We start from the raw sequence: 12138 nt of genomic DNA, 5'->3' as shown, positions 1-12138 counted from the left end.
AGATGAATAGCTTTTTATTGAGCAAAAATTGTGTCATGCGTAAATATTATAGAGTTTTACCTTCTGATTAGTACTACCGTTTTTACTCCCTATTTGACCATTTCCTAAAAGATAAGCAACTCCCTATGAAAGACTATAAACTCATTTTGGTTGGTCTACTGATATTGCTACTTATTATGGTTATTAGCGTTTTTGCTTGGTTATGGCACAACAATCTTAAAAACACCAATCCATTACCCATTGCTGTGAGCCAAAATGAGCAAGTAGACACTGATAGCGACGATAAAAGTAATACAGCCCCTATCAGCATTTTACACGTACAAGCAGAAAAAAGTATGCAGATAACGCTTGATGATATCATTACCAAATTTGAGAAACGCTACCCAGACGTGCAACTGTTAGTACGTTATGTTACTTCAACAATGCTATTTACTCTACCGGATACAAATACCACTGATCAGAAAGACTCTAATTTTATTGTTAATATAGATATTATTATTGCCGATAGCAAAATATCCCAATCACGACTATCTCCTTTGCAGGACTTATTAAATAAGGCTCAAACTGAGCGTAACGCGAGTAAAGTTAATCTCGACGGTATGGCACAACAGACCACTCAGCCAGATAATATTGACCCACCCATCGCTAATGATAATAATCAAGCGCGTCACCTTGCCTCTTTTAATTATGCGATAAAAGATGGGCACACCGTTGACGGTGTTATTCTGACTGAAAATCCTGTTGCTATCAGCTTTCGTAATTTCTTACTCTCAAGTAGTGGACAAGATGTGTTAAAAAAGCACGGTTATGATGATGTAGACGGCTATAAAAATAGCGTGGATGAGCTATTTAACCCAGCATCCAGTCACAGACGCGCTCGAGGGGAGTCAAATGTTAAGCTTGCCGATGCGCTGAGCAATGGTGATAAGTGAGAGAAGAGAGAAACTGTACATAGATACAACCAATCATAAAAAAATATGGCTAACCTTTACCTTAAAACAGATTGCTTTTGTTGTCTCTTTTTTTTACAATGGCACCCTATAACGCGCCTATAGCTCAACAGGATAGAGCAGTTGCCTCCTAAGTGATCGATCCAAGTTCGAGTCTTGGTGGGCGCACTTTAAAATATATTTTTATATCACTTTAGAACCCTGTATCCCTTTGGCTACAGGGTTTTTTGTTGCTTAGCCGTCTTTATTTACTTTTATCTATCTGTTAAATGACGGTATCAAACTGATTACTAAAATAGGATACCGTCATAGTAAAGTCAAAAGTTGCTTCTTAAGGGTTTAGAATGTACTTACTTTAATTAAATCAGAGTATAGAACTCAACTTTTACTCATAAGTAATAAGTAGCGTGGCAACACTACTCTTACTTCTCAAGTAGTAAAGCATATTTTTTTAGGATATAGCATTATCAATAAAATCTTTATATAAATCAAAGCGCTAGGCCTAGTTGTATATATAAAATGCACTAGGCATTTATTATTATGCTTTAGCGAGCTCTTACTATTTCTAGAAATATTCAGGTGGCTTTATTAATATTGGAGTTTGATTTTCAAACACTAAGCGAGCAATGATTGATACTGCTCAGCCATGAGTTTGTCACTCGTGGACAAATTGAACATTATTGCCGGCAACACGACATAAGACCAAAGGTGCTGATGAAGGCCAATTTCTTAAGCGCTGTTCTTGAAATCGTACACCACACTCAATTGACTACATTATTGCCATCCAACATCGTAAGTAATCGAGATAAGCTGATTGCAATCGCACTGGCACCCTCTTTATTTCAGCGCACTGCGGTATTACTGCAACGAAAAGGCGCTTACCAAAACGCAGCTACGAAAGCTTTTATTCAGTTAGCGCATCAGCATTACGAATCAAATTAAACAGCTACTTGAGAAAAAACTAAATAACATACAAAATTCAAGACTAACTATTTACAATAAATATGAGCATTCACTCAAAATCATGAGGCTGGGTTCACCAAGCGTCAGATTCTTGAAATTATTCTTGGTGTGGCTCAAAAAGTCATGAGCAACTATACTAATAATCCATACTAGCCATCTGACCAATACTCCGATAGACAAGCCATTCCAAAAATTTGCATGGCACAAAATTGACTAATCATGCGGACTAATAGTTTAACTCGTTTGGGGTTTTATAACCTTTTTATTGTTCTTGTACTGTTGTTCAAAAAACTATCGCATAAAAAATTGTTGTTCAGAAGTCAATCGGGCAACCATTTTTTTAGTTAAAGTGATAGACAATCGTTAAAGGAAAATTATATGGAACATTCAGAGCCGTCATTATCAAAGCAATTATTAAAAATAGATATCGTATCGGATATATCTTGCCCTTGGTGTATCATCGGCTATCGTCAACTGGCGGAAGCATTGAAGCAGACCAATACCGCATATGAGCTTCATTGGCATCCGTTCGAGATAAATCCTGATATGACACTTGAGGGCAAAAATTTGCGCGAGCACGGAGCCAAAAAACACAATCGTACTGCACAGCAAGTCCAAGAGAGTCGAGACAGAATGACAGTAGCAGGTGCAGAAGTTGGCTTTAAGTTTAGTTTTAATGCCGATACTTTAGTACACAACACTTTTAACTGCCATCAACTGCTACATTGGGCCAATCAATATGGGCGTACCAATGATTTAAAACAGGCATTATTCAACGCATATTTCACCAACAATAGAAATATTTCTGAAAAAGCAATACTTGCGGATATAGCTGCAGAGATTGGTTTGGATGGTGCAGAAGCATTAACCGTTCTTGAGGAACAGCGCTTTGCAAAAGAAGTACGCGACTCCGAACAGCACTGGCGTGAACAAGGCATCCAGAGTGTTCCAGCAGTTATTTTTAACGACCGTCATCTCGTCAGCGGTGCACAAGGGGTGGAGAGCTATATCAGTATTCTAAAACAGTTGGCTGAAATGCCCGATTGATATCCGACTAAAGCCAGTCAGACCATATCTAAACATTCAGAGCTTTGCTGTACTACTTAAACGGACATTTTATGATTAAAAAAATAGTTTTATTAGGGATTGCAGCACTGGCTATCGTTCTGTTTTTTTATTTTGACCTAAACCAATTGCTGACGCTGGATGGGCTAAAAGGCTCAATGGCGGAGTTTGAGCAATATAAAGCGCAATCTCCATTACTAGTTATTGGTGGCTTTTTCTTACTATACGTATTGGTAACTGCCTTATCCTTACCGGGCGCAGCTATTTTGACCTTGGCCGCAGGTGCTTTGTTTGGTTTGGCTGAAGGTTTATTGGTCGCCTCTTTTGCCTCCAGCATTGGTGCTACGTTAGCCTTTTTAGTTTCACGTTATCTGCTACGCGATACGATTCAGCAGCGCTTCCCAGAACGTCTTGCGTCTATTGATGCTGGCGTTAAAAAAGAAGGCGCATTTTACTTATTTACTTTGCGTTTAGTGCCGATATTTCCATTCTTTTTAATCAACCTGCTAATGGGTCTCACCGCTATTAAAGCACGGACATTTTATTGGGTAAGCCAAATTGGCATGTTGGCTGGTACTTTTGTGTTTGTAAATGCTGGTACGCAATTGGGACAAGTGGAGAGCTTATCAGGTATTTTATCGCTTAATCTGATTTTATCCTTCGCATTATTAGGCTTCTTTCCGCTGATTGCTAAAGCGATTTTGAATGGATTTAAAGAACGTCGCGTCTATAAAGATTATAATAAACCAAAAAAATTCGACCGTAATATGATAGTCATCGGTGCTGGTGCGGGCGGCTTAGTCACTAGCTATATTGCGGCAGCTGTGAAAGCCAAAGTCACTTTAATCGAAGCTGGTGAGATGGGCGGTGACTGCTTAAACTATGGCTGCGTACCCAGTAAAACCGTGATTAAAAGCGCCAAAGTTGCTGAGCAAATTCGTCATGGCGAGCGTTACGGCTTAGAAAATATGACCCCACAATTTTCATTCAAAAAAGTAATGGCACGTGTACAAACAGTGATTGACGATATTGCGCCGCATGACAGTGTCGAGCGTTATACCGATTTGGGCGTAGAAGTCCTCAAAGGCTACGCTAAATTAATTGACCCATGGACGGTAGAAATCAAACTTAACAATGGCGGTACGCAAACACTTACAGCACGTACTATCGTTATCGCCACAGGAGCACGCCCCTTTGTACCGCCACTACCGGGTATTGAAGAAACCGGCTATGTCACTAGCGATACCATATGGGATAAATTCGCTCAACTTGATGAAGCGCCTAAAAGGCTTGTGGTACTTGGGGGCGGACCGGTTGGCTGTGAGCTGGCACAAAGTTTTGCCAGGCTTGGTTCAAGCGTTACCCAAATTGAAAGGGGCGCTCGCCTGATGAAAAAAGAAGATACTGAGGTATCAAGTTTTGCTTTTGAGTCACTGACAGCAAGTGGCGTTAATATTTTAACCGAGCATCAAGCGATACGTTGCGAAGCACGCGGTAGTAAAAAATTCCTTATCGTTGAACGTCAACAACAAGAAGTTGCTATTGAATATGATGAGCTGCTTTGTGCTGTTGGCCGTAGCGCTCGGCTTGAAGGGTATGGTCTTGAAGCATTAGGCATTGAAACAGATCGCACGATTGTAACCAATGAATATCTAGAGACTTTATATCCGAATATCTACGCTGCAGGTGATATCGTCGGTCCTTATCAATTTACGCATGTGGCATCACATCAGGCATGGTACGCCGCCGTTAACGGTTTATTTGGTCATCTTAAAAAGTTTAAAGTAGATTATCGAGTGATACCGTGGACGACCTTTATTGATCCAGAAGTCGCTCGCGTGGGCGTCAATGAACAAGAAGCTATCGAAAAAGGCATCGATTATGAAGTGACTCGTTTTGAGTTTAAAGAATTAGACCGCGCTATTACTGAAGGCGCAACTGAAGGCTTTATCAAAGTCATCACCCCAAAAGGTAAAGATAAGATTCTTGGGGTCACTATCGTCTCTGAACATGCAGGCGACTTAATGGCGGAATTTGTATTGGCTATGAAGCATAATTTAGGGCTTAACAAAATACTGGGCACCATTCATAGCTACCCTACTTGGGCTGAAGGTAATAAGTCGGTAGCCGGTGAATGGAAACGGTCACATGCGCCTGAAGGCGTTTTAAAATGGATAGAAAAATATCATGCGTGGCGTCGAGGATAGTTTTTTAGCATGTTTTAAAATGTTTTATCTTTGACTGACTTTCTTATTAAATAAAGCAATAAACATTAATTTTAGACCACACTAATCTTACACAAAAAGTAGACACTAAATGCCCTCTATGAAGTCTTGGCTAATACTGACACGCTACCGCCTTTACTGGGGGGCAATCGGTGTTTTTTTAAGTATCTGCTTGGGGATTACATCAAGCACGGCAATTACCCATACCAGTATCGAAAATCAATCATATTGGCAGCAAATAGAAACACAGGGTAAAAGCCAAGAGGTTTACTTTTATGCGTGGGGCGGTGATCCGCAGATAAATGCTTATCTGCAGTGGGTGGCCAAGCAAGTTAAGGCCAAATACAATATCAACTTAGTGCATGTCAAACTCAGCGATACCAGCGAAGCCGTCAGCCGAGTATTAGCCGAAAAATCAGCCAACAACAACAGCCAAGGTAGTGTTGATTTGGTATGGATAAATGGGGCTAATTTTGCCACCATGAGTGAGCACTCATTATTATTAAAACAATGGTCCAATAAACTACCAAATTTTACCCTTACCGACCCTGATAACAACCCTACCGTTACCTTTGATTTTGGTATTCCTACTGAAGGCATGGAAGCCCCATGGGGGCAGGCGTCGCTTACTTTTTATTATGACAGCTTAGCGATTGATGGAACAAAAAACAATAAGCCACCGACCACATTAAATGAGCTAGCACGCTGGAGTGCCGGACATCCCGGACGCTTTAGTTACCCAAAGCCGCCTGATTTTTTGGGTATGAGCTTTTTGAAATATGCGTTAGTCATGCTCCATGAGCAAAGTCCTGCCAACATAAAGGCACAGCTGAACCAGCCAGCGACCGAGCAGAATACAGCACTAGTATTAGACCCATTATGGCATTTTTTAGACAAATTACACCCGACACTATGGCGCAAGGGTGAGTCTTTTATGCAAAGTGGTGCGCAGATGCGCCGCTTAGTGGATGATACCGAACTCAGCTTAGCCTTCACCTTTTCAGCGCCAGAAATACCTGCTGCGGTACAGCGGTATGACTTACCGACAAGTATTCGTAGCTACGCTATGAATGACGGTAGTTTGAGTAACACTCACTTTGTCGCTATCCCTTATAACGCCAGTCATCAAGCAAGCGCGCAATTGGTTACTAATTTTTTACTTAGCCCTGCCGCACAGGCCCACAAACAAAAACCTCATATTTGGGGTGATAGCACAGTGCTGGTTCAATCCATACTCAGCCCCGAGCAACAAGCACTATTTAAAATAAGTACGCCACATCCTAGCGCTTTGCCTGTTAATAGTATCAAACGCACAGTGAGCGAGCCGCATCCCAGCTGGGTTGAGGCAATTATACAAGGCTGGCAGATGCACTATGGGGTCAGTCCATGAGTACCGAGCCTAATAAAAAATTAGACGACAAAGAGTCTAAGAGAACTGCGAGTGAAGAAACCGATAGCGTACCAATAGCGCATTACAAGGTCGATAACTTTACAAAGCTTGTAAAATTGAGCCCACGATTTTTATTACTCTTGCTTATATTGCCTGTACTTGGCGGTTTAATCAGTGTGCTATTACCGGCCTTTGGTTGGGCGCCAGCACTTGAGCAAACAACATTTGGACTGCAAGGTTTTAAGGCGCTTTGGCAAACGCCGGGGCTTGCGAAAATGATTGATTTAAGCATAGCAGCTGGATTAATAAGTACCCTGCTCGCCTTTGTTATCACACTCATGATGCTGGCTACTTTTTTCAATAGTTTTTGGCTCAATCGTATTGAGCGTCTACTTAGTCCTATTTTAGTCATTCCACACGCAGCAGCTGCGATTGCCGTTGGCTTTTTAATTGCGCCATCTGGTATGTTCTCCCGTTTGATTTCACCGTGGTTAACTGGCTGGGAGCTGGCACCGCACGGTATATTTCCGCACGATGCCTATGGTATCAGTATTATTTTGGGCTTAACGCTAAAAGAGCTGCCCTTCTTATTGCTCATGGCGCTCGGCGCATTGGCGCAACCTGAATTTGGCAAAAAGTTACGCCAGCAGCACAAAGTAGCGCTTAATTTAGGCTACTACCCAATGACGGCTTTTTTTAAAGTAGTATTGCCCAGCCTTTATCCGTTATTACGCTTGCCCATACTTGCCGTACTTGCTTATGCCAGCGCCAGTGTCGAGATGCCGCTTATATTAGGTCCCAATACCCCGCCAACATTGGCTGTTGCCATTATAAATTGGTTTAATGATGTTGATTTAAACTTACGTCTCAAAGCCTCTGCTGGTGCAATATTACAACTTGCCTTAACCGCTGGCTTACTTGTCTTTTGGCTGGCTGGTGAAAAGGTTGTAAAGTTCTTATGTCATCAGTCCATCACCAATGGTCAGCGTAATTATGGCGATACTGTTTGGCAAAAAATAACCGTAGTCGTCACTACTGTGGTTATCGGTTTTATAGTAACGGCATTGATTGGGCTGGTGATGTGGTCGGTTGCAGGATTTTGGCGTTTTCCCGCAGCACTACCAGAACAATTTGTCCTACTGCATTTTCAAAGCGCTTTTATGCAGATAGGCAGCCCCCTCTTTAATACAATTACTATCGGTCTAATGACGACCACTTTTGCTGTGGTGCTCACTTTGCTGTGTTTAGAATCAGAACAGCTGACTGACAAAGCTATATCCCCTTTTACCAGTTTGATTATTTATTTACCACTATTAGTACCCAGCATTGCCTTTTTATTTGGCTTGGTATGGTTACAGCAGTTGGTCAATAACCAAACCGCATTTTTTAACGTCGTCTTTATCCATTTATTGTTCGTACTGCCTTATGTATTTTTATCGCTATCAAGTAGCTATCGGCGCTTAGATCCGCGCTTTGCTAATGTAGCTGCAAGCCTTGGCGCTACCCCTAGCAAAGTATTTTTTCAGGTTAAATTACCACAATTATTTGCACCTATCTTGATTGCAGTGGCATTAGGATTGGCGATCAGTTTTGGGCAGTACTTACCAACCTTGTTAGGTGGTGGCGGGCGTATAGCCACTATAACTACAGAAGCGGTCACCCTTGCTAATGGTGCCAGCAGACGCACCAGCGCCGTTTATGCCATCATACAAATGGTGCTACCGTTAATCGGTTTTACCCTAGCGTGGCTACTACCTAAATACTTTTTTAAAAGTGCAAAGCATTAATACAATTAAATTAAACTAAAAAAAACGGGACAGTGCTACTGGTATGGATTTTTTGCAGCCTCTGTCACGCTGGCGAACAGCAAGCAAGAAAAATTTATACCAGTAGCTAGTTGCTATAAATAACGCTCTTTTATTTTTAATAAACTGTGGTGCGAAGCGCTCAAAGCTCATATTTTTAAACATGCATGACGTCAAAGGTATCTTGATGCAATCCTCTTTACAGATAAAAAACTTACAGCTTTTCCGTCAAGACCAATTACTGTTTAGCTTAAATGAGCAAGTTAATGGCGGCGACATACTCACTATCATGGGACCTTCGGGCAGTGGTAAATCGAGTCTATTAAACTGGCTGACGGGCACACTTGCCAGCAGTTTTACTGCCACTGGTAAAGTATTACTTGACGGTCAGAATATTAGCAACCTACCGACGCATTTACGACATATCGGAGTATTGTATCAAGATGCGCTATTGTTCTCGCACTTATCAGTTGCCGGAAATATTGCCTTTGCAATGCCTAAAACTAATACAGAAAGTAGTGAAAAAGGGAATAAAAAACAAAGGCTGGCAAAAATAGAAGAGGCACTGACGCAAGTAGGCTTAGCAGGTATGGGCAACCGCCATCCTGATAGTCTATCTGGTGGACAACAAGCGCGGGTTGCGTTACTACGACTGCTTCTTAGCGAACCGAAAGCTATCTTACTTGATGAGCCATTTAGTAAACTGGATACCCAGTTGCGAGTGGATACGCGCCAATTGGTATTTGAGCAAATTCGTAATCGTAACCTACCTGCTATTATGGTTACCCACGATCATAGCGATGCTGAGGCAACTAATGGCAAAGTGATTCATTTAGAGAATGTTAGTTTAGAAGGCGTTAATGTAAAAACTATCCACTAAAAAGCCATCCATTCAGCACCCTAATTTTAGAGTCAGCAGTTAAACCCAAAAGGCACCCAGCATGCTAGATAAGTACCTCACTCCCATTATAAAACCACTGTTAACGCCAGTAGTGATACTACTACACAAGCGTTCTATAACGGCTGATCAGCTGACGGTGGTAGGATTTTTAATTGGGTTACTAGCCGTACCACTAATCGCCTTTGAGTATTGGTATGCGGCATTGATTGCTATCATTTTGAACCGAGTTTTAGATGGGCTTGACGGCCCGCTGGCGAGATATGCTAATCAAAGCTCAAGCGCTGGAGGTTATTTAGACATTACTCTCGACTTTTTATTCTATGCTGCTATTCCGTTTGGATTTATTTTGGCCAATCCTGAGCAAAATGCTATTGCTGGTGCCTTATTATTAGCGACATTTATAGGTACTGGCTCCAGCTTTTTAGCATTTGCTATTGCGGCTGAAAAGTTTAAAATTGATAGACCACAGTTTAAATATAAAAGCTTTTATTACTTAAATGGTCTAACCGAAGGCACAGAAACCATTGCGCTGTTTATCGCTTTTTGTATTTGGCCACAGCATTTTGCCTTATTCGCAACGCTCTTTGCTATTGCCTGTACGATTACTATTTTTACTCGCATATACGGCGGCTACCATACCCTTAAGCGGCAAGAAGCCAACATCCAATCCAGCATAGAAACTGAAACAAAAGGAGCAAACCGATGACACATGAAATATGGTGGCGACTCGGCTTCTTTTTTAGCATTTTAGTGATAATGATGCTATTTGAATGGCGAAAACCCGCACGACAATCCCTCATTAAGAACAGTAAGCGTTGGGTTGCTAATTTTGGTTTGGTATTCACCTCATCGCTTATTTCGCGCTTAGCAGTACCGATTGGTCTGACGGCGGTGGCAATTTATACCCAGAAAAATGGTATTGGCTTATTTAATCTAATAGAGCTGCCAAATGTAATAATCATCGTACTTAGTTTGATTTTGCTTGATATTTTAATCTATTGGCAACATCGACTGTTTCATCGCGTCCCTATATTGTGGCGTTTGCATCGGGTTCACCATGCCGATGCGCATGTCGATACCAGCACTGGTCTTCGGTTTCATCCGCTTGAAATTATACTCAGTATTCTGATAAAGCTGATTGCCGTCATTGTACTGGGCGTGCCTGCGATAGCAGTACTTATATTTGAGATCGCGTTAAATGGTTTGGCATTGTTTAATCATGCCAATATTCGCCTGCCACCAGCTATTGAAAAGCCAGCACGCCTTATATTAATGACCCAAATATTGCACCGTATACACCATAGCCAATTCGTCAATGAGACCAATTCTAACTATGGCTTTAGTGTCATTTGGTGGGATAAATTATTCGGTAGCTATACAAGTGTCGCAAAAAAAACCGATGATCAACTTGATATCGGTTTGATTGAATATCCTACTGCCAAACAAAATGCTTCATTGTGGCGCTTGTTAATAATGCCATTTCAGAATAAATGAGTGACTTATTAATTGGTTGCTGCCATGTTATTGATATCACCTTTATAAAGCGCCTCCAACGATAACGCCATATCTTCGGCGACCTCATGGACAGCGCTACTATCAATTTCACGCTGAGCAAAAGCACGAAGCCCAATGACTTCAGCTTGCAGCCTTCGACCAAGGCGTGATGGATTTAACTGACCGTCTATCTCTCCAAGCTGCTGCGATTTGATAAAACAATTGGTAAAGTGTGTTTCCATCCCTGCGAGCATGCCTTTGACTTTCTGCAAAGCTGACGCCTCACGTGCGCCAATCTCTAATAAGCTCTTAACCAGCATACACGCACGGCTCGGTAACGCTTCATTGCGTATACCGCCAAGTAAACGCAATGAAGCTGCCAAACCCAATAATGGCGATCGGTGCTTGCTCAAGGTACGTTCTAGCTCAACCATTGCCGTACGGGCATTATAATCCAGTGCTTCTTGAAATAGCACGTCCTCGCTACCAAAGGCGGCGTAGATACTACCAGGGCGTATATCGAGCGCTTTTTCTATATCCTTTAAAAACATAGCATGAAAACCCTTTTACCAGAACAGCTGTAAAGCTCGATCTAAAGAGTCTTGTCGATTATGAAGGGTTGCACGAGCCATGATGGATTCCAGTTTATTCAAAGTCGCGATCAGTGAGTAGCTAATGACAGCACGATAAACGCGACAGCATAAATTTGAATAATTACTCAATTTCATCTTAAATAGTCCTTACCGTCCAGTTAAAGTTAAGCAGCCACGCTATATTATGGCCCTTATTTTATCGACTATACGAAAAAGGATGCCTCATGGCTCAGAACAAAATAACTCAGAATGGATTTCCATCTATTATCGTATTCGATGTCAACGAGACCTTACTCGATATTACCAGTCTCGAGCCGTTATTTAAGCGCGTATTCGGCGATCGAGCCATTATGCGTGAATGGTTTGCACAGCTGGTTTTATATTCACAAACCATGACGTTATCCGGACTTCATACACCCTTTGGTGAGCTTGGTGCCGGTGCCTTTCAGATGATAGCGACTATTCATCAGATAGAGATTATAGACAGCGGCATCACCGAACTAAAACAGCACTTAAGCAACATGCCAGCCCATCCTGACGTTATCCCCGCCCTCACCCGCTTGCGTGATGCAAGCTTTCGATTGGTAACCCTGACCAATTCGCCTAGTAGCACATCACCCACTCCATTAGAAAAGGCGGGATTAACCGAATTCTTTGAACATAACTTTAGCGTTGAGAGTGTTGGTAAATTTAAATCTACTCCCGAAACTTATCGCATGGTCGCTAAAGAATTATTGTATTGAGACATAAAC

The 12138-nt window shown here is 41.8% G+C and carries 11 protein-coding genes and 1 tRNA gene; 11 read left to right on the top strand and 1 reads right to left on the bottom strand.

What is annotated here, in order from left to right; translation table 11 throughout:
- Positions 1-125: 125 nt before the first annotated feature.
- From H2245_RS06160 to H2245_RS06115, 10 genes are all read left to right on the top strand, one after another.
- On the top strand, positions 126-932 hold the full coding sequence (locus H2245_RS06160; RefSeq protein ID WP_182406500.1) for a hypothetical protein: 807 nt from the start codon (positions 126-128) through the stop codon (positions 930-932).
- A gap of 113 nt (positions 933-1045) precedes the next feature.
- Positions 1046-1118 (top strand) — tRNA-Arg (locus H2245_RS06155).
- A gap of 462 nt (positions 1119-1580) precedes the next feature.
- Positions 1581-1892, top strand: a complete 312-nt coding sequence (locus H2245_RS06150) for a LysR substrate-binding domain-containing protein (protein ID WP_259365106.1) — start codon at positions 1581-1583, stop codon at positions 1890-1892.
- Between the two features lie 399 nt (positions 1893-2291).
- The gene (locus tag H2245_RS06145; RefSeq protein WP_182406499.1) at positions 2292-2960 is read left to right on the top strand and encodes a DsbA family protein; all 669 of its coding nucleotides are present in this window, start codon (positions 2292-2294) and stop codon (positions 2958-2960) included.
- Between the two features lie 71 nt (positions 2961-3031).
- Positions 3032-5185 carry an FAD-dependent oxidoreductase gene (locus H2245_RS06140; protein ID WP_182406498.1) on the top strand — a complete coding sequence of 718 codons (2154 nt, stop codon included), beginning with the start codon at positions 3032-3034 and terminating at the stop codon, positions 5183-5185.
- 109 nt (positions 5186-5294) lie between these two features.
- The gene (locus H2245_RS06135; protein ID WP_182406497.1) at positions 5295-6593 is read left to right on the top strand and encodes an ABC transporter substrate-binding protein; all 1299 of its coding nucleotides are present in this window, start codon (positions 5295-5297) and stop codon (positions 6591-6593) included.
- A complete protein-coding gene (locus H2245_RS06130; RefSeq protein WP_182406496.1) occupies positions 6590-8380 on the top strand; it encodes an ABC transporter permease in 1791 nt (596 codons plus the stop codon). The genes H2245_RS06135 and H2245_RS06130 overlap by 4 nt, the downstream gene beginning before the upstream one ends.
- A 205-nt stretch (positions 8381-8585) precedes the next feature.
- Positions 8586-9278, top strand: a complete 693-nt coding sequence (locus H2245_RS06125; protein WP_182406495.1) for an ATP-binding cassette domain-containing protein — start codon at positions 8586-8588, stop codon at positions 9276-9278.
- A 61-nt stretch (positions 9279-9339) separates the two neighbouring features.
- Positions 9340-10005 carry a CDP-alcohol phosphatidyltransferase family protein gene (locus tag H2245_RS06120; RefSeq protein WP_182406494.1) on the top strand — a complete coding sequence of 222 codons (666 nt, stop codon included), beginning with the start codon at positions 9340-9342 and terminating at the stop codon, positions 10003-10005.
- A complete protein-coding gene (locus H2245_RS06115; RefSeq protein WP_182406493.1) occupies positions 10002-10793 on the top strand; it encodes a sterol desaturase family protein in 792 nt (263 codons plus the stop codon). Before H2245_RS06120 ends, H2245_RS06115 begins: the two co-directional genes overlap by 4 nt.
- Positions 10794-10801: 8 nt before the next feature.
- Here the strand turns inward: H2245_RS06115 and H2245_RS06110 are convergent, their stop codons facing one another.
- Positions 10802-11344: a TetR/AcrR family transcriptional regulator gene (locus tag H2245_RS06110; protein ID WP_259365105.1), complete on the bottom strand. Its 543-nt coding sequence runs from the start codon at positions 11342-11344 to the stop codon at positions 10802-10804.
- 266 nt (positions 11345-11610) lie between these two features.
- Here H2245_RS06110 and H2245_RS06105 point away from each other — a divergent pair, with 266 nt between their 5' ends.
- Positions 11611-12129 (top strand): HAD family hydrolase, encoded by a 519-nt coding sequence (locus H2245_RS06105; protein ID WP_259365104.1) that lies wholly within the window; start codon positions 11611-11613, stop codon positions 12127-12129.
- Positions 12130-12138 lie beyond the last annotated feature (9 nt).

This window comes from Psychrobacter sp. GP33 (genome assembly GCF_014119005.1).
In the GTDB taxonomy this organism is placed as follows: domain Bacteria; phylum Pseudomonadota; class Gammaproteobacteria; order Pseudomonadales; family Moraxellaceae; genus Psychrobacter.
Note: the sequence above shows the minus strand (reverse complement) of the source record. Positions and strands in the feature narration are given on the sequence as shown.

Coding starts and splice junctions, on each gene's coding strand:
- H2245_RS06160 (WP_182406500.1), top strand. CDS start 126: ATGAAAGACTATAAACTCATTTTGGTTGGTCTACTGATATTGCTACTT.
- H2245_RS06140 (WP_182406498.1), top strand. CDS start 3,032: ATGATTAAAAAAATAGTTTTATTAGGGATTGCAGCACTGGCTATCGTT.
- H2245_RS06125 (WP_182406495.1), top strand. CDS start 8,586: ATGCAATCCTCTTTACAGATAAAAAACTTACAGCTTTTCCGTCAAGAC.
- H2245_RS06115 (WP_182406493.1), top strand. CDS start 10,002: ATGACACATGAAATATGGTGGCGACTCGGCTTCTTTTTTAGCATTTTA.
- H2245_RS06110 (WP_259365105.1), bottom strand. CDS start 11,344: ATGTTTTTAAAGGATATAGAAAAAGCGCTCGATATACGCCCTGGTAGT.
- H2245_RS06145 (WP_182406499.1), top strand. CDS start 2,292: ATGGAACATTCAGAGCCGTCATTATCAAAGCAATTATTAAAAATAGAT.
- H2245_RS06120 (WP_182406494.1), top strand. CDS start 9,340: ATGCTAGATAAGTACCTCACTCCCATTATAAAACCACTGTTAACGCCA.
- H2245_RS06135 (WP_182406497.1), top strand. CDS start 5,295: ATGCCCTCTATGAAGTCTTGGCTAATACTGACACGCTACCGCCTTTAC.
- H2245_RS06105 (WP_259365104.1), top strand. CDS start 11,611: ATGGCTCAGAACAAAATAACTCAGAATGGATTTCCATCTATTATCGTA.
- H2245_RS06130 (WP_182406496.1), top strand. CDS start 6,590: ATGAGTACCGAGCCTAATAAAAAATTAGACGACAAAGAGTCTAAGAGA.